The sequence below is a fragment of the Pelomonas cellulosilytica genome (assembly GCF_021353265.1).
In the GTDB taxonomy this organism is placed as follows: Bacteria; Pseudomonadota; Gammaproteobacteria; order Burkholderiales; family Burkholderiaceae_C; genus Pelomonas; species Pelomonas cellulosilytica.
In genome coordinates this window covers 313,967-337,867 of the sequence record NZ_JAJTWU010000007.1, presented here as the reverse complement: position 1 = coordinate 337,867, position 23,901 = coordinate 313,967, and the positions used below count along the sequence as shown (strand labels likewise).

The window sequence follows — 23,901 nt, the reverse complement described above, 5'->3', positions numbered from 1 at the left end:
CGAGCTGGTCTGCCACTTGCTCCGCAAGCGATGTGCCAGCGATGAGGCTGGCCTTTTTCTCTGGCCGCAGCGTGCAAAACGCCTGGCGGCGCCCCACGCCGAAGCGGTTTTGCGCTCGGTGCGGGTGCACTCACCCCTGAAATCGCACCAACATCGGGACCTCACGTCACCGCGGGTCGCCCGCTCGCTCATGCGCTTCGAACTCGACACCGGCTTGTCCAGCCTGCAAGGCAGGCGCCCGCGCAATGAAGACTTCGCGGGCGTGCAGGCCCCTGCGCCCCACGAAGCCGAGCGCGGCTGGGTGGCGGCGCTGGCCGATGGCGTCAGCGGCAGCGAGACCGGCGACGGGCTTATGGCGGCGCAGACGTCGGTGATGAGCCTGCTGCGCGACTTCCATGCGGTGCCAGCCGACTGGGACGCCAGCGTCGTGCTGGACCGGTTGCTGGGCCACCAGAACGCCTGGCTCGCCGCGCACAACCGGCGCCCCGGCCCCGACGGCCAGCCGCGCGAAGCGCTGACGACGCTGACCGCCGTCGCACTGCGCGGGCGTCGCTATGCGCTGGCCCACGTGGGCGACAGCCGGGCCTGGCTGCTGCGCGACGGGGAGTGCCTGCTGCTGACGCAGGACCACCGGCTGGAGCGTCGTGATTTCGCCGGTCTCACGCGTGCGCTGGGCCTGGATGACGCGCTGCGGTTGGACCACAGCGCCGGCGAGCTGAAGGTGGGCGACCGGCTGCTGCTGACCAGCGATGGCGTGCATGGCGTGCTGCGCAGCCGGCAGATTGCCGACCTGCTGCGCGGCAGCACCAGTGCGCAGGCGGCCGCCGATGCGCTCACCGCCGCCGCACTCGCCGCTGGCAGCCACGACAACGCGACGGCCCTGGTGCTGGATGTGAAAGACCTGGCCGATCCGGGGCTGGACGATCTGGCGGACCTGGGCCGCCGTTTGCCGAGCCCCGGGCCGTTGCGCGTGGGCGCGGTGCTGGACGGCTACAGCGTCACCGCGCTGGTTGCGGACAACGGCGTGCACCGGCTGCTGCAGGCGCGCGAGCTCGCCACCGGCCGGCTCGTTGCGCTGAAGATGTTGCGCCCCGGCCGCGCCGACGATCCCGAGGAGCGCGCCTTGCTGGCCCACGAGATCTGGCTGGGCCTGCGGCTGGCCGAGGCGCCGCGCAGCCGCCGCGGTGCGGGTTCGTCAGCGGACAGCGGTTTCGTTCGCGTGCACGCGCCAGCCGACGGCGCGACGCATTTCTATGCGGTGTTCGACTGGCACCAGGGCCGCACGCTGGAGCAGCTGCTCGCCAATGGCCCGCTGGACGCGACCCAGGCGCTGGCGCTGGGGCAGGCGGTGGCGCGGTCGCTGAGCCTGCTGCACGCTGCGGACGTCGTCCACCGCGACCTCAAGCCCGCCAACCTGCACCTCGGCGACGACGGCCAGTGGCGCGTGCTGGACCTTGGCGTCGCGCTGAGCCGGCGCTCGTCCGCCGTCGCGCGTGAGCTGCACGCCGGCACGCCCAGCTACATCAACCCCGAGCAGTGGCAGGACCCGCCGCAGCCGCCGGATGCCGGCTCCGACCTGTTCGCGCTGGGCGTCACGCTCTACCAGGCGCTGACCGGCCGGCTGCCCTATGGCGAGATCGAGCCCTACCAGTTGGCCCGCTACCGACGCGACCCGGTCAGCGTCAGCCGGCTGCAGCCCAGCGTGCCGATGCCGCTGGACCGCGTCGTCATGCGCGCCATCGCCCGCGACGCCAAGGCACGTTTCGAGACGGCGGAGGAACTGCTGCTTGCGCTGGACCGCAGCGCAGCGCGCGACCATGCGGCAGCTGCGCGGGTGCCGCGCCATGGCGGCAGCGGCCACGACCCGGCGACGACGTGGAAGATCGCTTTCGGCGTGTCGGTGCTGTTCAATCTGTTGCTGATTGCCTGGCTGCTGTTCCTGCCGAGGTGAGTCAGTGCGGCAGGCTGTCGCGATCGACTGCCTGCACGTCGACGTCGAACGCGCAGCTGCCTTCGGTGGAGGCTGTCTTGAAGACCAGCGTGCCGGCCGCGTGGCCGCGTGAGCCGCTGACCTCGAAGCGCGTGAACGAGAACTTGCCGCCGGTCACTCGCTGCATCTTGCCGTGCAGACGGATGACGGACGTCCAGCCTGCTTCCTTCGCCAGGTCGAAGTCGCCGGGCTTCATGACGTCCACGGTCTTCAGCTCGATGCTGCTCGACGGGGTGCTGCCATCGTGGGCCATGAGGCGGAAGAACGAGACCTTGCCGGACTTGCCGCGTTCTCCGCTGGCCGAGTACTGGAACAGGGTCTGCACGTCGGCCGAAGCGAAGGCGACGTCGCCGAACTTGCAGTTCACGTCGGCACGTGCGGTGGCTGCCAGTACCAGTACGGAGGAGGCGAGGAGGAGCTGTCTCATGCCCCTTAGTGTGCCGAGCCGCGCGCGGCCGGCATGTCCCTGGCTCGGGGGTCAGACGCGCTGGTAGTGCACCGGCTCGTCCGCCGCCGCCGCGGTGCGCCGCGCTCGGCCACCCTTTTCGGCCCATGTTCGCGTCCAGCGGATCTGCATGAGGCGCATGACGAACAGCATCAGCAGCGCAAGCACGGCAAAGACGACGAAGCCCCACAGGTAGGTGCCGGTGTGCTGCCTGGACAGGCCCATCAGGTTGGGCACCAGACCACCGCCGAGTGCGCCGACCTCGCCGATCATGGAGCCGGCCACGGCCGTGGCCGTCGGCCAGCGCAGCGGCACGAGCTGGAACAGCGCGCCGTTGCCGGCGCCCAAGGCGGCGAAGCAGACGATGAGCAGCAGCGTCGTCAGCACCAGCGACGCGCTGGCCAGGCCCACCGACGCCAGCGCGACGGCCACGACGACGAGCACGCCGGTCAGCATGTTCACGCCGCCCCAGCGGTCGGACAGCCAGCCGCCGACGACGCGCACCGCCGCGCCCATGAAGGCCGCCAGCATCGTCAGCTGCCCGGCCTGCACCTTGGAGACGCCGAACTGGTCGTAGTAGTAGGTCGGCAGGAAGGTGGTGAGGCCGATGAAGCCGCCGAAGGTCACGCCGTAGATCAGACTGAAGGCCCAGCCGTCCTTCTCGAACAGGCAGGCGATGTGCTCGCGGATGGACGCATGCGCGTCGACGTCCGGCGGCTCCTTGGCGAAGACGACCATGACGAACATCGGCACGAGGATGGCCGCTGCGGCGAAGCCGTACACCGTCTGCCAGCCGAAGGCCTGAGCCAGCGGCGGCGCGACCAGCACGGACACGGCGGTGCCGACGTTGCCTGCGCCCACCAGGCCCATGGCCAGACCCTTGTACTGCGGCGGGAACCAACCCGATCCCAGCGACAGCGCCACGCCGAAGCTCGCGCCGGCGATGCCCAGCAACACGCCCATGGCCAGCAGGTCGTCGTAGCCCTTGACCATGAACACGCCGTACAGCATAGCCACCGCGATCATGCCCATCTCGACCAGCGTCGCGTTCTTGCGGCCGATGTACTGCGACAGCAGTCCGAGCGGAAAGCGCATCATCGCGCCGGCCATGATGGGGATCGAGAGCATCAGCCCCTTTTGCGCGGGCGTCAGGCCGTAGGCCTCGCTGATGAAGGGGGCCAGCGCGCCGTTCAGCACCCAGATGCAGCAGGAGAACGCGAAATACAGGAAGGCGGCGAACAGCGTGGGGCTGTGGCCGGCGCGGCGGAAGTGGTGCAGGGCTGACATCAGGGGCTCTATCGTCGGTCAACGGACGACCCGGCCCCCACCGGTCACGTGCCAGGGCGGCAGGGACGTCTCGGTGGGCGTGCCCGCACCATTGCGAGCACCACGCCACGTCTGTCGCAAACTCCATGCCCGCGCATCGAGCCCCGGCTGGCCTGCTTCTTGCGCCGTTTTGGGGCGTGAGCCCTTCTGCCATGTCCGAACCCGCCCCCGTTTCCCCTTCGTTCCCGTTGATCTGCTGTCCCAATCCACCGCCACAGGCCGCGGCCCTGGGAGGCATGGGCTGGGTCTGGCGCACCGTTGCGGAGCCGAGTTCGGCCGACGCGGGCGCTACGGTGGTTCTGCTGTGGTGCGCCGATCGCACCGCCTTGGCGCAGTGGCTGGGCGGCGATCGCCCCTTTGGCGCCCCCGTGCTGCTGCTGTCGCCACCACCGACGGCCGATGAGCGCCGCCTACTGCTCTCCCGCGGCGTACTGCAGTGGCTGCCGTCGCAAACCGACGCCACCGCGCTGCACGAGGCCTTGCTGTGGGTGCAGGACCTGGCGACGCAGTTGCAGGCCCGGGACAGCGCCGCGCTGGCCAGGCTGGAGGAACGGAAGTGGACCGAGCGCGCCAAGGGCCTGCTCATGCAGGCGCGGGGCATCGACGAGGCGGCCGCCTTTGCGCTGCTGCGCAGCACGGCGATGCAGACGCAGGCCAAGCTGCCCGAGGTGGCGCGCGGGGTTGTGCACACGTCCGAGCTGGCCGAGGCGCTGGAGCGTGCCGGCGCGCAGCGAATGCTGAGCCAGCGCCTCGTCAAGCTGCAGGCGCTGCGGCAGTGGCCCAGACTGTCGCCGCCCGAACGGCGCGAGTGCCAGCTTTTGCTGGACACGTCGGCCGAACGTGTGGCCGGCAATCTCACGCGCCTCGCAGAGCTGCTGCGGCACGACCTTGTCGACGAACTGGCCGCGGTGTCCGCCGCCTGGACGCAGCTGCACGTCGCGTTGACGGCCCGCCCGCCGGACCTGACGCGCAGCGACCGGGCGGCCCAGCGGCTGCTGGAGGCCAGCGAGGTGCTGGTGGCCAAGCTGAGCGAGCGCGCCGGCCAGCGCCCCGTGGGCCTGCTGGCGCAGGTGACGCGGCTGCGGCTGCTGAGCCAGCGGCTGGCCAAGGAGGGCCTGCTGTCGCAGGTGCTGCCTGGGCATGACGCCAGCGGCCTGACGGCGGGGCTGGACGAGTTCCTGAAGGCCTACGAGCAGGTCCGCGCCGCGCCGCTCGCCGGCCCTGCGCTGCAACCGGCGTTCGCAGCGGTGGACGAAGCCTGGCTGGTGCTGCTGCGCGGGCTGCGGGTGGAGCAGGGGGATGCGGTGCAGCGCATGCACCAGGGCAGCGAGCGCTTGCTGCAGGCGCTGGAGGCGTTGATCCGCGCGTTGCAGGGGTCGTTGCAGTTGATCCTGGGGTGATGGCCTTGGCCGGAGATGGGGCGTGTGCGCCGCACAGGCCGCACAGAGCCACCGCGCGCGCCGCTATGTCGGCCTCGACACAATCTGCCCATCCACCCGATACATCCGGGCGATGCAATGCCGCCATCCCACACAGGAGCTGGCATGCATCACCACGACGCCCCCCACGACCATGGCCTGGCCCATGACCTCGCCCGCCTGCAGTGGCAGGCCTTGCAGCGCCGCGCGGCGCTACGCTGGCTGATCGGCGCGGGCGCCGTCTCGCTGCCCAGCGCGGGCGCTCTGGTGCTGTCCGGCTGCGGCGGAGGCGGCTCCAGCGACTCGGTCTCCATGAGCAGTGGCAGCGGCAGCTCGTCGGGCTCGTCGAGCGCCTCCGGGAGCAGCTCGTCGTCCAGTGGCAGCAGCACCACCGCGACGGGCTGTAGCGTGATCCCGTCAGAGACCGAAGGCCCCTACCCGGGAGACGGGTCCAACACCGGCGCCAGCGGCAGCATCGCCAATGCCCTGGGCCTGTCGGGCATCGTGCGTAGCGACATCCGCAGCAGCATCGCGGGCGCCACCGGCGTGGCCACGGGCGTGCCACTTCAGGTCATCATCGAGCTCGTGAACACGAACGCCTCCTGTGCCGACCTGTCCGGCTACGCGATCTACCTGTGGCACTGCGACGCCCAGGGCCGCTATTCCATGTATTCCAGCGGCGTGACGGCCGAGAACTACCTGCGCGGCGTGCAGCCCACGGGCAGCGACGGCGCGGCCGCCTTCCAGACCATCTACCCTGGCTGCTACGCCGGCCGCGTGCCGCATATCCACTTCGAGATCTACCGTAGCGCCAACACGGCGACCCACTGGAGTAACAAGCTGCGCACGTCGCAGCTGTGCTTTCCCGCCGACGTCAGCACGGCCGTGTACGCCGGCAGCGGCTATGGCAACAGCGCCGCCAACCATGCCGCTATCAGCCTGTCCAATGACGGCATCTTCAGCGATGGCTACAGCACGCAGATCGTCACCATCACCGGCTCGACGACCGACGGCTACGTGGCACGTCTGAAAGTGGGCATCGCTGCATGACAGGGCGCTGCCTGGTCGTCGACGACGACGCCGAGATCCGAACAAGCCTGACGGCCTACTTGGCCGGCTTCGGGTGGGAGGTCATCGCGGCGGCGGACGGCCGGGCGTTGCGCCAGGCGCTGGCGTCCACGCCGGTGGATGTCGTCGTGCTGGACCTCATGCTGCCCGGCGAAGACGGGCTCACGCTGCTGCGCTGGCTGTCCACGCAGGCGCAGACGCCGCCGGTGCTGATGCTGACCGCGCGCGGTGACACGATGAGCCGCGTCGTCGGGCTGGAGCTGGGCGCGGATGACTACTTGGCCAAGCCCTTCGAGCCGCGCGAACTGGTGGCGCGCCTGCAGGCGCTGGTGCGGCGCGCCAGCAAGGGCGGCGCGCCGGCAGACGACACGCGGCTGCTGCGCTTCGGGCGCTGGCGCTTCGACCGGCTGGCGCGGCAGCTCGTCAGTGAGCAGGACGTCAGCGTGGCGCTGTCGAGCGCCGAGTTCCGGCTGCTGGCCGCCTTCATGCAGCGGCCCGGCCGCGTGCTGACGCGCGAGCAGCTCATCGAGCTCACGCGTGCACCCGGCGTGGAGGTCAACGACCGCAGCATCGACTTGGCGGTGTCGCGACTGCGCGCCAAGCTCGGCGATACGGCTCGCGAACCCATGCTGATTCGCACAGTGCGTGGCGAGGGCTATCTGTTCGATGCGGAGGTGACTCCGTGCTGAAGTCGTGGAAGCGCTGGGACCATCTCGGCCTCCGGCTGTTCCTGCTGATGTGGGCGGCGCTGACGCTGAGCCATCTGGCGGCCTGGAGCCTGGTCGGACAGGCGCTGCACGGCGGCACGGCGCCGCCTCCGATGCACCACGGCCAGCTCGCCGATCCGCCCGATGGTTTGCGGCCGGGCCCACCACACTCGCCGAGGGAAGGCAGTGATGGGGACGGCCCGCGCCCGCCGCGAGCGCCGGGCGAGCCACGGGTGCCGATGCCCACCTTCCCATCGCTTCCGCCGAGCCTGCCGCTGTCGGCGAGCCTTGTCGACTATGGCGTGCGCCTGGTGGTCATCGCGCTGGCCGCCTGGTGGGGCTCGCGCTGGCTGGCCGGCCCGGTGCGGCGGCTGGTCAGCGCCGCGCAGCAGCTGACGCCGGCGCTGGCGCAGGGCCGTTGCGCGCCCCTGCTCAGTGAGGATGAGGGGACGCGCGAGGTGCGCGACGCCGCGGAGGTCTTCAACCGCATGGCCGCAGAGCTAAGCGGCCAGTTCGAGGAGCGCGGCCTGATGATGGCCGCCATCTCGCACGACCTGCGCACGCCGCTGACACGCATGCGGCTGCGGCTGGAGACGGGAGGAGTCGACGCCCAGCTTCGCGAGCGTTGCGTGGACGACTTGCGCGAGATGAACCAACTTGTCGAGAGCGTCATCGAAGTCTTCCGCCCGGCAGAGGCCGCGCCGCTGCAGCGCGTGGACCTGGCGGCGCTGGCCCAGTCGGCCGTGGACGACCTGGCGGAGACCGGCGCACGCGTGGACTTTGCCGGGCCGTCCGCGATCGTGCAGGCCGAGCCGCTGGCGCTGCGCCGCGTCGTCGACAACCTGGTGGGCAACGCGCTGCGCTACGCCGGCAGCGCCCGCGTGCGCGTGGACCTGTCCGCCGGCGTGACCCGCCTTGTCGTGGAGGACGACGGACCCGGCATCCCTGAGGCGGAACTGGCCCGCGTGCGCCAGCCGTTCCGGCGTGTCGAGGGTTCGCGCAACCGCGGGACCGGCGGTACGGGCCTGGGCCTGTACATCGCGCAGCAGCTGGTGCGCCGCCAGGGCGCGGCGCTGGTGCTCAGCAACCGGCCCGAGGGTGGGTTGCGGGTCGAGGTGGTGTTTTAGCTTCTGTTCGACCTACGGCGAAGGTGAGCCTGGTCACGCCAGACCTTCACGGGTGTCGCCGCCGGGGCGACGCCGAGGCCCTGATGGCTGCCGCGTGATCAGGCCAACTGCGGCTTCAGGCCGCGCACCGCGCAGAACGCGCGGTAGCTGGCCAGCCGATCGGGCGTGGTGATCCGGCGCAAGACGGCGCCGTTGGCGGCCATGTAGTCCACATCGCCGCGCACGACGACGTGCAGCACCAGCGGCTCGTTGCCGGTCGCCTGCCAGCTGTCCACGTTGCCGGCCGGCTCGAAGACATATTCGCCGGGGCCGATGACCCTGCCGTCGTCCAGCCGGCGTTGCCCCTGCAGGTTCAGGCCGTGCGCCTCGCCGTGATGGCGGTGCAGCGGCAACACCGTGCCTGGCGCCAGACGCATCAGTTCCACCCAACCGCCACCCGGGATGAACTGCAGCGGCAGCGACCACTTGCCATCGCCCTCGGGCATCCAGGCGTCGAGGCCAGTGCGCTCGAGCGCAGCGCGCACATGCGACTCAACATGCGGCCGGAGGCCATCGAAGGGGTAGGGCGGTGTCATCGTGTGCTCCTCAAAAGCGCTAGGGCCGATAGGCGTCGGGTGAACAGGCCGTAGAGTGCGCCCCGCGATGGCTCCCTTCAAGAGCCAAGAAGATTGGAATCCATGGAGCCAAGCCTGGAACTGGATCTGGCCCTCGGCGCCCGGGGGGCGCGGCTGGCCAGCCTGCATGCGGCGTTGCGAGACGCCATCGCCAGCGGGCGGCTGGCCGCCGGGCTGCGGCTGCCCTCCACGCGGCAGCTGGCCGCGCAGGCGGGCGTCTCGCGCAACACGGCCGTGGCGGCCTACGAGCTGCTGGCGGCCGAGGGCTGGCTGGAGTCACGCGGCGCGGCCGGCAGCTTCGTGGCTGAACTGCCGCGCGCGGCGGTGGCCGTGTCGGACCGCGCCAGCGTCGCGCCCTGGGCCGACAGCCGCTGGCTGCGGGGCGCCGTTGGCGGCTGGCCGGCGCCGGTCGTCAGCGGGGCCTCGCCGGCCTACCCGTTCAGGACCGGCGTGCCGGAGGTCGCCGGCTTCCCGTTTGACGTGCTGCGTCGGCTACACACCCGCGCATTGCAGGCCGCCGCCCAGATGCCTGCGGGCTACCCCGTCGCGCAAGGTGTGCCAGCGCTGCGGGAGGCCATTGCCGGGCATGTGTCGTCGTCACGCGCCGTGGCGTGCACTGCGGCGGATATCGTCATCACGGCCGGAGCGCAGCAGGCGTTCGACCTGATCGCGCGGGTACTCGTCACGCCGGGCCACACGCTCGCGGCGGTGGAGAACCCCGGCTACCCGCCGCTGCGAGCGGCGCTGCTGGGGGCGGGCGCCTGTCTGGCGCCGGTGCCGCTGGACGCGCAAGGGCTGGTGGTGGACGCGTTGCCGGACGAGGCCCGCATCGTCTGCGTCACGCCGTCGCACCAGGCGCCGCTGGGCATGGCGATGTCGCTGCCGCGGCGGCGCGCGTTGCTGCAGTGGGCTGCGGCCCGCCAGGCCATCGTCATCGAGGACGACTACGACGGCGAATTCCGCTTCACCGCGCGGCCGCTGGACGCGCTGAAGACGCTGGACCGCGACGGCCGCGTGTTCTATGTCGGCACGTTGTCCAAGAGCATGCTGCCGGCGCTGAGGCTGGGCTATGTCGTCGCGCCGCCGTGGGCACGGGATGCGCTGGTGGCCGCACAGCAGACGGCGGGCTTCGGGCCGCCGGCGCCTATGCAGGCGGCCGTGGCGGACTTCATCGCCGAAGGCCACCTGCTGCGACATGTCCGGCGGCTGCGCGCGGAGTACGGCACGCGGCGCCGCGTGCTGGAGCAGATGCTCAGGCGCCACCTGGGCGATCGCGCAGCCATCTACCCGTCCATCGCCGGCCTGCATCTGGCGGTGGCGCTGCCGGGCGTGGACGCCGACGAGTTGACCCGCCGCGCCTGGGCCGCCGGCGTGGCCGTCGAGCCGTTGAGCCGCTATGCCTTCGGCGACGAGGTGCTGCCAGGCCTGGTGCTGGGCTACGGCAGCATCAGTGCCGCACGCATCCCGGAGGCGGTGCGGCGGCTGGCGCGGGCGCTTGGCACCCTGTGATTGCCGGCGCTTGGCCCTCGGCGTCAGCGGGCGCATGGCCTAGGCTGGCGGCTCTCGCTTCATGGAGGTCGCCATGCCCCATTTCATGTGCCGCACTTGCGGCACCGAACACGACGACAGCCCGCAGCCGCCGGCGCTGTGCCGCATCTGCAGCGATGACCGCCAGTACGTCGGTTGGCAGGGCCAGGCCTGGACGACGCATGGCGAGCTGGCCGCAAGCCGCGACACGCGGGTGGAGATGGACCATGCGCTGCTGGGCATCGGCATTGCGCCGGCTTTCGCCATCCCGCAGCGGTCGCTGCACCTGCCCGAAGCCGGGCTGCTGTGGGAGGCCACCGCGCTGGTGACGGACGCGGCGGTCGCGGTGCTGCAGGCGCGCGGCGGCGTGACGCGCATGGCCATCTCGCACCCGCACTTCTATTCGGCCATGGTGCGCTGGAGCGAGGCGCTGGGTGGCGTGCCGGTCTACCTGCACGAGAACGACCGCGAGTGGGTCAGCCGGCGCTCGCCGCACCTGGAGTTCTGGCGTGGCGACACGCTGGACCTGGGCGGCGGCGCGACGCTGCTGCGCTGCCCGGGGCATTTCCCTGGCAGCACGGTGCTGCACTGGCAGGGGCCTGGCCGGGCGCTGCTGCTGGCGGGCGACGCGCTGCACGTCGCGCAGGACCGCCGGCACGTGAGTTTCATGTACAGCGTACCCAACCACGTGCCCGCGCGGCCGTCGCTGGTGCGCGAGACGCAGGCGCGACTGCGCGGCGTGCCGTTCGACGATGTCTACGGCTTCACGTGGGGGCTGAACATCATCGGCGGCGCGCGGGACGCGGTGGACGCGTCGTTCGAGCGATTCTTCCGCCAGGTCGCTGCCTGAGGGGGCCGCTCAGCGCGTGCGCAGCACGTCGGCCGGAGGGAACAGGTCGGCCAGGCTGGCATCGCGCGACGCGCCGGCCACCGGGCGGCCGGCGTCCTTGCCGGTGGCCGCACCCATCGGCGCGTCCAGCGGCTGGCCGCGTTCGTCCGTCAGCAGCGCGACCATGGGGCGCAGCGGGTCCTGCGTGCGGGCGGTCACGATGGCCTGCTCGCCGGTGTTCAGCGACACCAGCGCGCCGGGCGGGAACACGCCGATTGTGCTGACGACCGAGGCGCCGAACTTGTTGGCGCTGCGCTGGTGGAAGATGGACATCGCCGCCGTCGGGCTCAGCATCGCCGGGCGGCCGGTGCGCGGGCTCATTTTGGCGCAGAAGACGTCGCAGGTGCGAAGCACGTCGGCCAGGTCGGTCATGCGCGTGACCCCGGCAGGGTAGCCCTGACCATCGGGTTGTTCATGGTGCTGCGCGACGGCGGACAGCCAGTCCTCGTCGGTCACGCCCAGGCTGCGCAGCAGGCGTTCGCCGGCCAGCGGGTGGTCGCGCATCGACTGGCGCTGCGTGTCGTCCAGCGGGCCGGTCTGCAGCGCCAGCGTCGTCTGCAGGTCCGTCACGGCGATGTTCATCGTCAGCGCCGCCTTCATCGCGGACAGGCGCTTGCCGTCGGTCCATTCCTTGCGCCGCGCCACGAGCCACACGACGCAGGCGGTGTGCAGCGAGTGAAGCGAGCCGTAGCGGGAGAGCTTGTCGGGGCTGATGCGCACGACCTCGAACACGCCGAGGTCGACGTCGTCCGTCATCAGTTGGTCCAGCTCCAGCGTCAACGCGCCGAGCGCGGCCGGGAAGTCGTCCACGGCCCGTGGCGTGAGAAGCAGGCCTTCCAGGCGTTCGCTGAGGGCCTGCAGGCCTTGCCAGCGGCCCAGTGTGGGGTGCTCGGGAGGTGTCGCTTCTGCCATGGAGGGGCTCCGGCCGCGGGTAGAGCCTCGATGCTAGGACGAAGCGGTGAGAAATGATCGGCGCGGGCGCGCCGGGCGAGCGCTACCTTGTGAGCAATCCCACGGCGGGCACCGGAGCTTTGGTCAGGCCGCCTTCTCCACGTGGGCGTGGCGTGTGTACAGGAAGTCGATGACGGCCTTGCGCGCCGCGATGTAGCGCGCGTCCTCGGCCAGCTCGACGCGCACGCGCGGCCGGGGGATGCCGACGTCCAGGATCTCGCCGATGGTGGCCGCCGGGCCGTTCGTCATCATGACGATGCGGTCGGACAGCAGCACGGCCTCGTCGACATCGTGCGTGACCATGATGACGGTGCTCTGCGTGCGGGAGACGATCTTCAGCAGCTCGTCCTGCAGCCGGGCGCGCGTCAAGGCGTCGAGCGCGCCGAAGGGCTCGTCCATCAGCAGCACCTTGGGCTCCATGGCCAGCGCACGGGCGATGCCCACGCGCTGCTTCATGCCGCCGGAGATCTCATGAGGGCGTTTGTGCAGCGCATGGCTCATGCCCACCAGCTCCAGCGCGGCGCGGGCGCGCACCTTCAGCTGCGCAGCGCGTTCCTTGGCGCCAAAGACCGATTCCACAGCCAGCAGCACGTTGTCCAGGCAGGACAGCCATGGCAGCAGCGAGTGGTTCTGGAAGACGACGGCGCGCTCCGGGCCGGGGGCGGCGATTTCGCGGCCGTCGCAGATCAGCCCGCCAGATGTCGGCCGCAGCAAGCCGGCGATGAGGTTGAGCAGCGTGGACTTGCCGCAGCCGGAGTGGCCGATCAGCGTGATGAACTCGCCCTGGTGTACGTCGAGGCTGACGTTCTGCAGCGCGTGGAAGCGGCCTTTGCGCGTGGTGAACACCATCTCGGCGTCCTGGACCTGGATGAAGGGCTTCATGGTTCAGTGCTCCTCGAAGGTGAAGCGCTTGGCGAGCGCCATGAGTGCCCACTCCAGCAGCAGGCCGACGATGCCGATGACGAAGATGGCGATCAGGATGTGGGCGACGTTGAGGTTGTTCCACTCGTCCCAGACCCAGAAGCCGATGCCGACGCCGCCGGTCAGCATCTCGGCGGCGACGATGACCAGCCAGGCGGTGCCCACCGACAGGCGCACGCCGGTCAGCACGTAGGGCAGCACGGCGGGCAGCAGCACGCGGGTGATGACCTTCCACTCGCTGAGCTTGAGCACACGGGCGACGTTCAGGTAGTCCTGTGGCACGCGCTGCACGCCGACGGCCGTGTTGACGACCATCGGCCAGATCGAGCAGATGAAGATCGTCCAGATGGCCGCCGGGTTGGCACTCTTGAAGGCCAGCAGGCCGATGGGCAGCCAGGCCAGTGGCGACACCGGCTTCAGCAGCGCGATCAGCGGCGACACCATTCGGTTGGCGAACTCGAAGCGGCCGATGATGAAACCCAGCGGAATGCCGACGATCGCGGCCAGACCGAAGCCCATGCCCACGCGCGTCAGCGAGTTCAGGATGTTCCAGCCGATGCCCTGGTCGTTGGGGCCGTTGCGGTAGAACGGGTCGCTGAACAGCTGCACTGCGGCGTCCCAGGTCTGCGCGGGCGTCGGAAAGGCACCGCCCTTCATCGTCGCCAGCGCCCACAGGCCGATGAGGATCGAGATGCTCAGCACGGGCGGCAGCACGCGAAGCGCGAGGCCGCGCCAGTCCACCGCCGCGCGGGGCGGGCGAGCACTGGGCGTGTTGTCGGTGGGCGCGGCGGCTGGTGCCGGGGGCGCTGCCGGCGTGGCCGGTACGGTGGCAGCGACGGCGTCGCCGGGGGAGTGGAAGACTGCAGAAACCATGTCAGGCCGCCTTGATCTTGAAGCTGTCGGCATATTTCGCCGGGTCCTTGCCGTCCCACACCACGCCGTCCATCAGCTTGCTGGTGCGGAAGTCACTCTTGGGAACGCTGATGCCCATCGCGCTGGCAACCTGCTTGTAGAGCGCCGTCTGGTTGACCTGCCGGGCCGCGGCCAGGTAGTCGGGGTGGCTCTTAACCAGGCCCCAGCGCTTGTGCTGCGTGAGGAACCACATGCCGTCGGACAGGTAGGGGTAGTTCACCGCCCCGTCGTTGAAGAACTTCATGTGGTCGGGGTCGTCCCATGTCTTACCCAGGCCGTTCTGGTAGCGGCCCAGGATGCGCTGGTTGATGGCGTCGACGCCGGTGTTGATATAGCTCTTCTGCGCGACCGTCTCGGCCATCTTGAGCTTGTTGGACAGGCTCGCGTCGATCCAGCGGCTGGCCTCCAGCACGGCCATCATGACGGCGCGCGTCGTGTTGGGGTACTTCTGGACGAACTCGGCCGTCGTGCCCAGAACCTTCTCGGGATGGTCCTTCCAGATGTCCTGCGTCGTGTTGGCCGTGATGCCGATGCCATCCATAATGGCGCGGTGGTTCCACGGCTCGCCGACGCAGAAGCCGTCCATGTTGCCCACGCGCATGTTGGCCACCATCTGCGGCGGCGGCACAGTGATGAGCTTGGCGCCGGACAGCGGGTTGATGCCCGCCGCCGCCAGCCAGTAGTGCATCCACATCGCGTGCGTGCCGGTCGGGAAGGTGCCGGCGAACGAGTACTCGCGCGGGTTGGCCGCCATCACCTTGGCGAGCGACGGGCCGTCCACCGCGCCCTTGTCGGCAAGTGCCTTGGACAGCGTGATGGCCTGGCCGTTGTTGTTCAGCGCCATCAGCACAGCCATGTCCTTCTTGGGGCCGCCGATCCCCAGATGAACGCCGTAGATCAGGCCGTACAGCACGTGCGACATGTCGAGCTCCCCGTTGACGAGCTTGTCGCGCACGCCGGCCCATGAGGCCTCCTTGCTCGGGATGATCTTGACGCCGTACTTCTTGTCGAAGCCGAGCACCGAGGCCATGACGACGCTGGCGCAGTCGGTCAGCGGGATGAAGCCGATCTTGACTTCCTCCTTCTCGGGCTTGTCTGACCCGGCGGCCCAGGCGCCGCCCCCGGCGAGGCCGCCGAAAGGCAGGGCCACGGCGGCGGCAAGCAGGCTGCGGCGCTGCGGATGGGGCGTGGTCGTCGAGTTGTCGCTGGCGGTCATCACGGGCTCCTGAGTCATGGGGGCGCAACGACGGCGCGGCCACGCTCCGCCCGCGCTGCGCTTTGCAGCGGACACGGAAAGGGGGAGGTTGGACGCCGTTGTCCCGAAGTGCCAGCCGATGCAAAGATGGCTGGCCCGAGAGGCCAGCGCCATTGCAGGCCTCGCTGGAGATTGAGCAGGTTGTGTGCCAGCTTTTGCAGGCTGCCAAACGTGCAGGTTTGCACGCCGCTGGCGCAGCCGGCGGCCTGGAGCGTCGAATTGCGCCGCTGCGGTGCGCGGCGAGGGCGCGCGAGTTGGTGCGTCGCGCCCTCAGCGGGGGCGCAGCAGCTGGTGGGCGTCGATCAGGCGCGCGGCCACGCTGGCCAGCGTCTGGCCGCCGTCCATGGCCAGTTGCCGCAGGCGCTGGAAGGCGGCCTCCTCATCCAGGCCTTGTTCGCGCATCAGGATGCCGCGGGCGCGCTCCACCAGCTTGCGCTCGGCGAGCTGCGTCTGGGCCTGGCGCAGGTCGCGCAGCAGCGCCTGGTCATGGTCGAAGCGCGCCTGCGCCAACTGCAGCAGCGCACCCAGGCGCTGCGGTGGCAGGCCGGCCAGCTGCAGCGCGCTGACGCCCACCTGCAGCGCGGCACGCATTTCGGCCGGCGTCATGTGTTCGGCCACCATCAGCACGGCGCGCGGCTGTTCCGCCTGGGCCTGACCGAGCTGGGCGAGCAGTCCAGGCGTAGGGTGTTCGCAGTCGATCAGCAGCAGTTCGGGTGCCAGGCGCTGCAGCGCCTGCTCCAGCGCAGCCGGCTCGGCGACGAGGTCGATGACGCCCACGAGTTGACAGCGCAGCCGGATGAGCTCCAGGCGGATGACCGGGCTGCGGCGCTGCCCGGCGTCGGCCAGCAGCACGCGCAGTCCCGGCAGGGAAAACGAAGGCGTGTCCATATGCCCCGGAGCAGTGCAAGTCCCGTGCCGTCAGCGCTTGACGGGCAGCTGCAGTTGCACCGTGCAGCGCTGTCCCGCCACGGGGTCGCCGACATGGCGCGCGCTGGGCGGCCGCTGCGGGTCGGGCTGCAGCTGCTCGACCCGCAGGCGCTGCATGGCCTGGTACCACGCGAGTTCAAGTGACTCGGGCGGGCCGTCGTAGCGCAGCACGAGGGCCGCGTGGGCGGGCTGCTCGTGCAGGGTCATGCCGTCTGGCAGCTCGGCGCCGGCGGGCAGCTCGATTCCCAGGCGGCCCTCCACCGTGCGCAGCTTCAGGTGCGTCTTGAGGTAGTGCACGACAGCGTGGCCGTCCGCCGGCAGGCCGGCCGCAGTCAGCTGCTGGCGCAGCGCCGCGATGCGCGGCGGCAGCTCGGTGGCCAGGCCGTCCAGCGGGCCGCGGAAGGGCTGCTGCGCGATGTGGCGGGCCGGCAGTTCTTGAACGCCCGTGTAGTTGAGTTCGTACGCCGTCGGACCGCCTTCCAGCGTCGCGGCCAGGCGGTCCAGACCGAAGCGCAGGTCCAGCGCGGTCGCGCCCTGCACCGTGGTGGCGAAGGCTCGCAGCGTGAAGGCGACGCGGCCCTTGAAGGCCCAGGTCACCCGCGTGCCGTCGCGCTCCGGCACCAGCCGCCAGTCCGAGCGGCCGCGGTACTTGAACGGCAGCGCGAAGGCGATCTGCTGGCGCAGCGGCTGGACGGCCGTCACGCGCGCGCGGCCCACGTGCGGGACGTCCCAGGCCAGCGTGTGGCCTTCCACCGTGGGCAAGGCGTCGCGCGCATGTTCGAGCCACGGGTTCCAGGCTTGCCACTGCGACAGGTCGGCGATGCGCGCCTGGACAGCGTCGGGCGGCGCCGCGATGAAGCGCGTGGCCTCGGCCCGCACCCGGGCGCTGTAGCGGCCCAGGTAGACGAGCAGCGCCACGATGAACAGCGCGAGGGCGAACAGAAGGGGGCTCATCGGTGAAGGCGTTCCAGATGGAAGAAAGCCCGGCCGAGGCCGGGCTGGATGGCGTCAGGGCTCGATCAGAGCATGCCCATCATCTGCGGCAGCACCAGCGTCAGCCACGGCCAGTAGGTCACGATGACGAGGAAGACGATCATGGTGATCAGCCAGGGCATGACGGCCTTGGTCAGCTCCGTGATGCCGAGCTTGGAAATGCCCGAGGCCACGTAAAGGTTCAGGCCCACCGGTGGGTGGCAAAGACCCACTTCCATGTTCACGTCGATCAGGATGCCGAAGTGCACCGGGTTCACGCCCAGCTGCATGGCCGCCGGGAAGAAGATCGGCGCCATGATCAGGATGATGGACGACGGGTCCATGAAGTTGCCGGCGCCCAGCAGCACGAGGTTCACGACGAAAAGGAAGCCGTGCTGGCCCAGGTTCATCGACAGCAGCCAGTCAGCCAGTTGGTGCGGCAGGTTCTCGTTGGTCAGCACGAACGAGAACAGCACCGCGTTCGTGATGATGTAGAGCAGCATCGCGGACATGTTGGCCGAGTCGCGCAGCACTTTGGGCACGTCCTTCAGGCGCAGGTCCTTGTAGACGAAGATGGCCACGAAGAACGAGTACACCGCCGCCATGGCCGCAGCTTCCGTCGCCGTGAACGCGCCAGACCAGATGCCGCCGACAATGATGACGACGAGCAGCAGGCCCCAGAAGCTCTTGCGGAACGCCTGGAAGCGCTCGCCCCAGCCTGCCCGCGCCAGGCGCGGGTAGTTGTTCTTGCGGGCGATGTACCACGTCACGGCCGCCAGCATCAGCGCCAGCGTGATGCCGGGCAGCAGGCCGGCGACGAACAGCGCGCCGATCGAGGTGTTCGTCGAGATCGCGTAGATGACCTTCGGGATCGACGGCAGCATCAGGATGCCCAGCGAGCCGGCCGTGATGATGACGCCGGCACCGAAGCGCATCGGGTAGCCGTGGGCCACCATGGCCGGCAGCACGATGGAGCCGATGGCCACGACGGTGGCGACCGACGAACCGCAGACCAGCGCGAACATCGAACAGGCCAGGATGGACGCCAGCGCCAGACCGCCGTGGAAGTGACCCACCATCGACGTCGCGAAGTTGATCATTCGCCGCGCGACACCGCCGTGCGTGAGGAAGTTGCCGGCCAGGATGAAGAACGGCACGGCCATGATTTCCCACTTTTCGATGCCCGTGAACAGCTTCAGGGCGACCGATTCGATGGGCACCTGCGTCATCGTGACGATGAAGGCCATCACGGTGAGGCCCAGCGAGATGCTGATCGGCATGCCGGTCAGCATCAGCGCCAGCAGCAGGCTGAAGATGATGAGTGCGTTCATTGTTTGGCCTCCTTCACGTCCAGGGGCGTCTGTTCATCGATGCCCTCGACATGGGACTCGTCATGCTTGGGCAGCTCGCCGGTCTTCCAGAACGCCACGCAGACCTGCAGGAAGCGGTAGCACATCAGCGCCGAGCCGAGCGGAATGGCGGAGTAGACGATCCACGTCGGCCACTCCAGATCGGGCGTCGTCGGGCCTTCGAACACGTCGTCGCGCGTCTGGCCGATCAGCTGCAGGAAGGCGTAGTGCGCGCCGTTGTCCCACACGAAGGTGCCGCCCATGACGGCGATGGTGCCGGTGAAGAAGGCACCGGCCAGCAGGCCGAAGATGACGAACCTGCCGCGGTTCTTCGGCGACATGCGGTTGATGACGACGTCCACGCCCACGTGGATGCCGGTGCGCACGCCATAGGCCGCACCGAACTTGCACATCCAGACGAACAGGATGATGCACAGCTCCTGCGCCCAGCTCATGTGCAGCATCAGTGCGTAGTCCTGGATGAAGGGCACACCGGCCAGATAGCGGTGCACGACGGCGACGAAGATCACCAGCGTCGCGGCGGCCATCAGGAAGGAGATCAGCCACTCTTCCAGATGGTTCAGAAACTTATTGAACATGTGAGTTCCTCCGACCCGCGCCGGCCCGGCCGGCGGGGAGTCATCAAGCAAAGCCGCGGATCTGGCGATGCCAGTCCGCTGGCTTGCCCCCTTGGGGTGCCGGCGTCAGCCGGTACGTGGGCTTATTTCGGCGCCACGAAGCCGGCCGCCTTGTAGGCAGCCTCGACGGTCGCCTTGCCGACGCGCGATTCCATCTCCTTGTGGACGGGCATCAGCGCCTTCTTCCATTCGTTGATCTCGGCCGGCGTCGGCGTGTAGACCGTCACGCGGCCGCTGGACTTGATCTTGTCGAGGGCTGCCGCGTTCTCGGTCGCGGCGATCGCGTTGGCGTAGAGCGTGGCGTCCTTGATGGCGCCTTCCAGCGCGGTGCGGATGTCCGCCGGCAGGCCGTCCCAGAACTTCTTGTTGACGATGACCGCGTAGGCCAGGTGCCCGTGGTTGGACAGCGTCATGTGCTTCTGCACTTCGTAGATCTTCTGCGTGTAGAAGTTGCTCGGCACGCCCTCCGTGCCGTCCACGACGCCGGTCTGCAGCGCCTGGTAGAGCTCGCTGAAGGCCATGACCTGCGGGATCGCGCCGAGCGCGCGCATCTGCGCGTCCAGCACCTTGCTGGACTGGATGCGCATCTTCATGCCCTTGAAGTCCGCCACGTTGTGCAGTGGCTTGTTGGCGCTCATGATGTGGAAGCCGTTGTCCCAGTAGGCAAGGCCCTTGATGCCCTTGGGCTCCAGCTTCTTGAACAGCTCGGCGCCCAGCGGTCCTTCGGTGATGGCGCGGAATGCGGCGGTGTCCTTGAACAGGAAGGGCAGGTCGAAGACCTCGAATTCCTTGGCGCCCAGCGGGCCGAACTTGGCGAGCGACGGGGCCAGCATCTGGACCGAGCCCAGCTGCAGCGCCTCCATCTCTTCCTTGTCCTTGTAGAGCTGGCTGTTCGGGTAGACCTCGACCTTCACGCGGCCGTTGGTGCGCTGCTCGGCCAGCTCCTTGAAGCGCTGGGCGCCCTTGCCCTTGGGCGTGTCGGGCGCCACGACGTGGCTGAACTTGATGACGATGGGCGCCTGGGCCTGGGCGGGTGTCGTCAGTGCGGGCAGGGTCAGCAGGGCTGCCAGTGCGAGGCTGGCGCGTCGGGTCAGGAACTTCATGGTCTGTCTCCTTGTTGTTGGAACACGGTGGATGGCTGTCGTGTCGCGGCTGTCACTTCGCAGCGCCGGCGGCCTGGTAGACGCGGCTGAGCAGCCCGCCGCCGATGCGCGCTTCCATCTCCTTGTGCACGGGCAGCAGCGTCGTGCGCCACAGGTCGCGCTCGGCGTCCGTCAGGTCGTGCACCTGCACGCGCTGGTTCTTGCGCAGCGCGGCCAGGGCGTCCTGGTTCTCCTGCGTCACCTGCTGCAGCTCGTAGTCGGACGCCTGCTTCATCGCCTCGGTCAGTGCCGCGCGGATGTCGGCCGGCAGGCCGTCCCAGAACTTCTTGTTGACGATGGCGGCGTAGCCGGTGTGCGTGTGGTTGGTCAGCGTGATGTGCTTCTGCACCTCAAAGTACTTCTGCGAGGTATAGCTCGACAGGATGTTTTCGGTGCCGTCCACTACGCCGGTCTGCAGCGCCTGGTAGACCTCGGAGAACGGCAGCGTCTGCGGCAGCGCGCCCATCAGGCGCAGGCTGGCCTCCAGCACCTTGGAGCTGGGGATGCGCATCTTCAGCCCGCGCAGGTCGGCGGGTTTGAGCACCGGCTTGTTGGCCGAGAACACGTGGAAGCCGCCGCTCCAGAACGCCAGGCCGTGGATGCCCTTGTTCTCCAGCGTGGCCATTAGCTCCTGGCCGATGGGGCCGCCGGTGACGCGCAGGAACTGCTGCTCGCTCGTGAACAGGTAGGGCAGGTCGAACATCTCGAACTGCTTGGCGCCGAGCGGCCCGAACTTGGACAGTGATGGCGCCAGCATCTGCACCGAGCCGAGCTGCAGCGCCTCCAGCTCTTCCTTGTCCTTGTAGAGCTGGCTGTTGGGGTAGACCTCCACCTTCACGCGGCCGGCGGTGCGCTTCTCGGCTTCTTCCTTGAAGCGCTGCACGGCCCGGCCCTTGGGCGTGTCGGCCGCCACGACGTGGCTGAACTTGATGATGATGGGCGACTCGGCCTGCACGGCCAGGGGTAGCGCGAACGCGGCAGCCAGCAGCAGGCGGCGGGGCCAGGAGGCCAAGGGATGGGCCAAGAGATGTCTCCGAATGTTTGGCCGCGATTCTTCCGGTGGCCTCACCCGGCCGGTAGTTGTGGAGTTCCACATTTCGAACCGTGCGCCGCGTTCTTAGACTGCGGTTATGCGCAATTTGCTGACCCGCAGCCTGTGGCTGGCGCCGCTGGGCCTGTCGCTCGTCTTTGTGGGCGGCGTGCTGGCCTGGGTGCGGTCCAACGAGAGTGACGAGCAGGAGCAGCAGCGCCAGACGCTGATTTCCGACGCCCTCAGCACCGAGGCCCAGCTGCGTGACCGCATCGACGACGAGCAGCTGCATCTGCGCCAGCTCGCCACCGCGCTGGCCGGCCAAGTGCCCAGCGACGCGGTGCTGGCTGCGCATCCGGAGGTCAACGCGGGCCTGAGGCGGCTGTGGCAGTCCGTCACCTGGCTCGACGCCCGCAATCGCGTGCTCGCGGAAGTGCCCGAGGAGGCCGAAGCCGCGCATCCGGACGACGGGCTGTCGCTTCACTTGACCGCGCGCGTCGCGCCGGATGGCGTGCTGGTGGTGCGCTACGCGCCGTCCCTGCTGCTCAAGCGCGGCGTGCCGTGGTGGCTGGCGCGCAAGTACGACGTTCAGCTCGTCGACAGTGCCGACCAGGTCATCGCCTCCAACACCGATTCGCCGATGCGTGCCGCCCAGGGGCAGCGGCCCAGCTACCGCGTGGCGCTGACCGGCCCGCTGCGCGCCAGCCCGCTGACGCAGGTGACGCTGACCGACGCGGCGCTGGAGCTGACGCTGCGGGACCCTGCCACCAACGGCGTGCGGCCGCTGGCCTGGGTGCTGGTGGCCGGCTTCCTGCCTCTGATCGCCGTGGCGAGCTGGCTGATCCGCCGGCAGATGCGGCAGGTGGAGCGCGCCGAGGTGTCCGGCCGCACCGAGGCCGCCTGGCGCCGGGCGATGGAGGACTCAGCGCTGGTAGCGCTGCGCGCGCGCGACTTCGACGGCCGACTGCTGTATGTGAACCGCACCTTCTGCGACATGGTGGGACTGGCCGCCGACCAACTGGTGGGCCTGCTGCCGCCAATGCCCTACTGGCCGCCGGATGCGCTGGCCGAGGTGGCCGAGCGCAACCGCCGCAACCTTGCCGGGCAGGCGCCGCGCGAAGGCTACGAGGCGCGCTGGCGTCACAGCTCCGGCCGCATGCTGGACGTGATGGTGTTCGAGTCGCCGCTGGTGGACGCCGGCGGCCGGCAGATTGGCTGGATGGGCAGCATCATCGACATCACGGAGCGCAAGCGGCTGGAAGAGCGCGAGCGCCGCCAAGTGGAGACGCTGGCCCACAACGCGCGGCTGACGATGCTGGGCGAGGTGGCCTCCACGCTGGCCCATGAGCTGAACCAGCCGCTGACGGCCATCGCCAGCTACAACGCCGGCATCGCCAATTCACTGGCCAAGCTGGGCGTTCAGGACGACCTCGTGCTCGGCGCGCTGAAGCGACTGGGCCAGCAGGCCGAGCACGCCGGCCGCATCGTCGCGCGCATCCGCGAGTTCCTGACCCGCCGCGAGCCGCGCCATGAGCCTTGCGACCTGCACGACGTCATCACCGCCGCCATCGACCTGCTCAAGCGCGATTGCCGGCGCCGCGGCGTCACGCTGGACGTGATATTGGCGCCTGGCGTGCCGCCGGTGCTGGCCGATGCGGTGCTCATCGAGCAGGTTGTCATCAACTTGGTGCGCAACGCGGCCGATGCACTGCAGGCGCGCGACGGCGGCCGGCGCATCGTCGTCAGCAGCCGTGTGGCCGGCGACTTCGTGCGCGTAGACGTGCAGGACAACGGCCCCGGCCTCGCCGGCCGGCGCGTGGACCAGCTCTGCGCGCCGTTCTATTCCACCAAGGCCGACGGCATGGGCATGGGCCTGGCCATCTGCCGCTCCATCGTCGAGGCCCACCAGGGAGTGCTGGACGCTGGCGAGGCGCCCGGCGGCGGTGCGCTGTTCTCGTTCAGCCTGCCACTGGAGCGGGAGACCGTCCATGCCTGACGTGGATTTCACCGTTGTCCGCCCCGCCTCGCGCCTTCATCGCACGAACCCATGAGCACCGTCCATCTTGTCGACGACGACCCCGGCGTGCGCGACGCGCTGGCCTTCCTGCTGCGCTCCCGTGGCCTCTCGGTGCGGGCCTTCGACAGCGGCCCGGCGCTGCTTGATGCGCTGGACCGCGAGATGCCGCAAGGAGGGCCGCCGAAGGGTGTCTTCCTGCTCGACGTGCGCATGGAGCCGATGAGCGGCACGCGGCTGCATGACGAGCTGCTCGTGCGCCGGCTGCGCAACCCGGTGCTGTTCCTGACCGGGCATGGCGACATCCCGATGGTTGTCGAGGCGCTGAAGAAGGGCGCCTTCGACTTCCTCGAAAAGCCATACAGCGACAACGCACTGGCCGATCGCCTGGAACAGGCGCTGGCCGTGGACGCCGCGATGCAGGCCGAGGGTGCCCAGGCGGCCGAGCGCAGCGCGCGGCTGGCCAGCCTGACCGAGCGCGAGCACGAAGTCATGACCCGCGTGGCCGCCGGCAAGCTCAACAAAGTCATCGCCGACGAGCTGCACGTGTCGGTGCGCACCGTCGAGGTCCATCGCGCGCGCGTGTTTGCCAAGCTGGGCGTGCGCTCGGCCGCCGAGGTGGCCACGCTGCTCGCCGGGCGTTGAAGGCCGGGGCGCTCACGCGCTGGATGTGCGATCA

22 protein-coding genes are annotated in these 23,901 nt (G+C 69.7%); 9 read left to right on the top strand and 13 right to left on the bottom strand.

Annotated elements, in window-relative coordinates:
* Nucleotides 1-190: 190 nt before the first annotated feature.
* Nucleotides 191-1,951 carry a bifunctional protein-serine/threonine kinase/phosphatase gene (locus LXT13_RS18810; RefSeq protein WP_233373488.1) on the top strand — a complete coding sequence of 587 codons (1,761 nt, stop codon included), beginning with the start codon at nt 191-193 and terminating at the stop codon, nt 1,949-1,951.
* Between the two features lies 1 nt (nt 1,952).
* Here LXT13_RS18810 and LXT13_RS18805 read toward each other — a convergent pair whose 3' ends face one another.
* Together LXT13_RS18805 and LXT13_RS18800 are read right to left on the bottom strand one after the other, a co-directional pair.
* A complete protein-coding gene (locus LXT13_RS18805) occupies nt 1,953-2,417 on the bottom strand; it encodes a hypothetical protein (RefSeq protein WP_233373487.1) in 465 nt (154 codons plus the stop codon).
* A gap of 51 nt (nt 2,418-2,468) precedes the next feature.
* Nucleotides 2,469-3,722, bottom strand: coding sequence for an MFS transporter (locus tag LXT13_RS18800; protein ID WP_233373486.1), 1,254 nt, complete (start codon nt 3,720-3,722; stop codon nt 2,469-2,471).
* A gap of 191 nt (nt 3,723-3,913) precedes the next feature.
* On the opposite strand from LXT13_RS18800, the gene LXT13_RS18795 reads away from it, so the two are divergent.
* The 4 genes from LXT13_RS18795 (at nt 3,914) to LXT13_RS18780 (ending at nt 8,081) form a co-directional block, all read left to right on the top strand.
* The gene (locus tag LXT13_RS18795) at nt 3,914-5,161 is read left to right on the top strand and encodes an ANTAR domain-containing response regulator (RefSeq protein WP_233373485.1); all 1,248 of its coding nucleotides are present in this window, start codon (nt 3,914-3,916) and stop codon (nt 5,159-5,161) included.
* A gap of 144 nt (nt 5,162-5,305) precedes the next feature.
* Nucleotides 5,306-6,229, top strand: coding sequence for a dioxygenase family protein (locus LXT13_RS18790; RefSeq protein WP_233373484.1), 924 nt, complete (start codon nt 5,306-5,308; stop codon nt 6,227-6,229).
* Complete coding sequence (locus LXT13_RS18785) at nt 6,226-6,936, top strand: response regulator (RefSeq protein WP_233373483.1); 711 nt, start codon at nt 6,226-6,228, stop codon at nt 6,934-6,936. The genes LXT13_RS18790 and LXT13_RS18785 overlap by 4 nt, the downstream gene beginning before the upstream one ends.
* On the top strand, nt 6,930-8,081 hold the full coding sequence (locus LXT13_RS18780) for an ATP-binding protein (RefSeq protein WP_233373482.1): 1,152 nt from the start codon (nt 6,930-6,932) through the stop codon (nt 8,079-8,081). Before LXT13_RS18785 ends, LXT13_RS18780 begins: the two co-directional genes overlap by 7 nt.
* A gap of 98 nt (nt 8,082-8,179) precedes the next feature.
* Here the strand turns inward: LXT13_RS18780 and LXT13_RS18775 are convergent, their stop codons facing one another.
* Nucleotides 8,180-8,656 carry a cupin domain-containing protein gene (locus tag LXT13_RS18775; protein WP_233373481.1) on the bottom strand — a complete coding sequence of 159 codons (477 nt, stop codon included), beginning with the start codon at nt 8,654-8,656 and terminating at the stop codon, nt 8,180-8,182.
* Between the two features lie 102 nt (nt 8,657-8,758).
* Here LXT13_RS18775 and pdxR point away from each other — a divergent pair, with 102 nt between their 5' ends.
* Nucleotides 8,759-10,204, top strand: a complete 1,446-nt coding sequence (pdxR, locus tag LXT13_RS18770) for a MocR-like pyridoxine biosynthesis transcription factor PdxR (RefSeq protein ID WP_233373480.1) — start codon at nt 8,759-8,761, stop codon at nt 10,202-10,204.
* A gap of 73 nt (nt 10,205-10,277) precedes the next feature.
* Entirely contained in the window at nt 10,278-11,072 is a 795-nt protein-coding gene (locus LXT13_RS18765) for a hypothetical protein (RefSeq protein WP_233373479.1), read from the top strand.
* Between the two features lie 9 nt (nt 11,073-11,081).
* Here LXT13_RS18765 and LXT13_RS18760 read toward each other — a convergent pair whose 3' ends face one another.
* The 10 genes from LXT13_RS18760 to LXT13_RS18715 form a co-directional block, all read right to left on the bottom strand.
* The gene (locus LXT13_RS18760; RefSeq protein ID WP_233373478.1) at nt 11,082-12,023 is read right to left on the bottom strand and encodes an HD-GYP domain-containing protein; all 942 of its coding nucleotides are present in this window, start codon (nt 12,021-12,023) and stop codon (nt 11,082-11,084) included.
* A gap of 123 nt (nt 12,024-12,146) precedes the next feature.
* The gene (locus LXT13_RS18755) at nt 12,147-12,944 is read right to left on the bottom strand and encodes an ABC transporter ATP-binding protein (RefSeq protein ID WP_233373477.1); all 798 of its coding nucleotides are present in this window, start codon (nt 12,942-12,944) and stop codon (nt 12,147-12,149) included.
* Between the two features lie 3 nt (nt 12,945-12,947).
* On the bottom strand, nt 12,948-13,856 hold the full coding sequence (gene ntrB, locus LXT13_RS18750) for a nitrate ABC transporter permease (RefSeq protein WP_233373476.1): 909 nt from the start codon (nt 13,854-13,856) through the stop codon (nt 12,948-12,950).
* 1 nt (nt 13,857) lies between these two features.
* The gene (locus LXT13_RS18745; protein WP_233373475.1) at nt 13,858-15,111 is read right to left on the bottom strand and encodes a CmpA/NrtA family ABC transporter substrate-binding protein; all 1,254 of its coding nucleotides are present in this window, start codon (nt 15,109-15,111) and stop codon (nt 13,858-13,860) included.
* 309 nt (nt 15,112-15,420) lie between these two features.
* Nucleotides 15,421-16,038, bottom strand: coding sequence for an ANTAR domain-containing response regulator (locus LXT13_RS18740; RefSeq protein WP_233373474.1), 618 nt, complete (start codon nt 16,036-16,038; stop codon nt 15,421-15,423).
* 30 nt (nt 16,039-16,068) lie between these two features.
* On the bottom strand, nt 16,069-17,031 hold the full coding sequence (locus LXT13_RS18735) for an SRPBCC family protein (RefSeq protein WP_233373473.1): 963 nt from the start codon (nt 17,029-17,031) through the stop codon (nt 16,069-16,071).
* 65 nt (nt 17,032-17,096) lie between these two features.
* Nucleotides 17,097-18,380 carry a TRAP transporter large permease gene (locus LXT13_RS18730; protein WP_233373472.1) on the bottom strand — a complete coding sequence of 428 codons (1,284 nt, stop codon included), beginning with the start codon at nt 18,378-18,380 and terminating at the stop codon, nt 17,097-17,099.
* The gene (locus tag LXT13_RS18725; RefSeq protein ID WP_233373471.1) at nt 18,377-18,997 is read right to left on the bottom strand and encodes a TRAP transporter small permease; all 621 of its coding nucleotides are present in this window, start codon (nt 18,995-18,997) and stop codon (nt 18,377-18,379) included. The genes LXT13_RS18730 and LXT13_RS18725 overlap by 4 nt, the downstream gene beginning before the upstream one ends.
* Nucleotides 18,998-19,119: 122 nt before the next feature.
* Nucleotides 19,120-20,139 (bottom strand): TRAP transporter substrate-binding protein, encoded by a 1,020-nt coding sequence (locus tag LXT13_RS18720; RefSeq protein WP_233373470.1) that lies wholly within the window; start codon nt 20,137-20,139, stop codon nt 19,120-19,122.
* 52 nt (nt 20,140-20,191) lie between these two features.
* Complete coding sequence (locus LXT13_RS18715; protein ID WP_419964686.1) at nt 20,192-21,202, bottom strand: TRAP transporter substrate-binding protein; 1,011 nt, start codon at nt 21,200-21,202, stop codon at nt 20,192-20,194.
* Nucleotides 21,203-21,308: 106 nt separating this feature from the next.
* Here LXT13_RS18715 and LXT13_RS18710 point away from each other — a divergent pair, with 106 nt between their 5' ends.
* Entirely contained in the window at nt 21,309-23,204 is a 1,896-nt protein-coding gene (locus LXT13_RS18710) for a sensor histidine kinase (RefSeq protein WP_233373469.1), read from the top strand.
* A gap of 51 nt (nt 23,205-23,255) precedes the next feature.
* The gene (locus LXT13_RS18705) at nt 23,256-23,867 is read left to right on the top strand and encodes a response regulator transcription factor (RefSeq protein ID WP_233373468.1); all 612 of its coding nucleotides are present in this window, start codon (nt 23,256-23,258) and stop codon (nt 23,865-23,867) included.
* The last annotated feature ends 34 nt before the right edge of the window (nt 23,868-23,901 follow it).

Coding starts and splice junctions, on each gene's coding strand:
- LXT13_RS18805 (WP_233373487.1), bottom strand. CDS start 2,417: ATGAGACAGCTCCTCCTCGCCTCCTCCGTACTGGTACTGGCAGCCACC.
- LXT13_RS18795 (WP_233373485.1), top strand. CDS start 3,914: ATGTCCGAACCCGCCCCCGTTTCCCCTTCGTTCCCGTTGATCTGCTGT.
- LXT13_RS18810 (WP_233373488.1), top strand. CDS start 191: ATGCGCTTCGAACTCGACACCGGCTTGTCCAGCCTGCAAGGCAGGCGC.
- LXT13_RS18765 (WP_233373479.1), top strand. CDS start 10,278: ATGCCCCATTTCATGTGCCGCACTTGCGGCACCGAACACGACGACAGC.
- LXT13_RS18725 (WP_233373471.1), bottom strand. CDS start 18,997: ATGTTCAATAAGTTTCTGAACCATCTGGAAGAGTGGCTGATCTCCTTC.
- LXT13_RS18790 (WP_233373484.1), top strand. CDS start 5,306: ATGCATCACCACGACGCCCCCCACGACCATGGCCTGGCCCATGACCTC.
- LXT13_RS18705 (WP_233373468.1), top strand. CDS start 23,256: ATGAGCACCGTCCATCTTGTCGACGACGACCCCGGCGTGCGCGACGCG.
- LXT13_RS18730 (WP_233373472.1), bottom strand. CDS start 18,380: ATGAACGCACTCATCATCTTCAGCCTGCTGCTGGCGCTGATGCTGACC.
- LXT13_RS18775 (WP_233373481.1), bottom strand. CDS start 8,656: ATGACACCGCCCTACCCCTTCGATGGCCTCCGGCCGCATGTTGAGTCG.
- LXT13_RS18720 (WP_233373470.1), bottom strand. CDS start 20,139: ATGAAGTTCCTGACCCGACGCGCCAGCCTCGCACTGGCAGCCCTGCTG.
- LXT13_RS18735 (WP_233373473.1), bottom strand. CDS start 17,031: ATGAGCCCCCTTCTGTTCGCCCTCGCGCTGTTCATCGTGGCGCTGCTC.
- LXT13_RS18745 (WP_233373475.1), bottom strand. CDS start 15,111: ATGACCGCCAGCGACAACTCGACGACCACGCCCCATCCGCAGCGCCGC.
- pdxR (WP_233373480.1), top strand. CDS start 8,759: ATGGAGCCAAGCCTGGAACTGGATCTGGCCCTCGGCGCCCGGGGGGCG.
- LXT13_RS18710 (WP_233373469.1), top strand. CDS start 21,309: ATGCGCAATTTGCTGACCCGCAGCCTGTGGCTGGCGCCGCTGGGCCTG.
- LXT13_RS18785 (WP_233373483.1), top strand. CDS start 6,226: ATGACAGGGCGCTGCCTGGTCGTCGACGACGACGCCGAGATCCGAACA.
- LXT13_RS18800 (WP_233373486.1), bottom strand. CDS start 3,722: ATGTCAGCCCTGCACCACTTCCGCCGCGCCGGCCACAGCCCCACGCTG.
- ntrB (WP_233373476.1), bottom strand. CDS start 13,856: ATGGTTTCTGCAGTCTTCCACTCCCCCGGCGACGCCGTCGCTGCCACC.
- LXT13_RS18760 (WP_233373478.1), bottom strand. CDS start 12,023: ATGGCAGAAGCGACACCTCCCGAGCACCCCACACTGGGCCGCTGGCAA.
- LXT13_RS18755 (WP_233373477.1), bottom strand. CDS start 12,944: ATGAAGCCCTTCATCCAGGTCCAGGACGCCGAGATGGTGTTCACCACG.
- LXT13_RS18740 (WP_233373474.1), bottom strand. CDS start 16,038: ATGGACACGCCTTCGTTTTCCCTGCCGGGACTGCGCGTGCTGCTGGCC.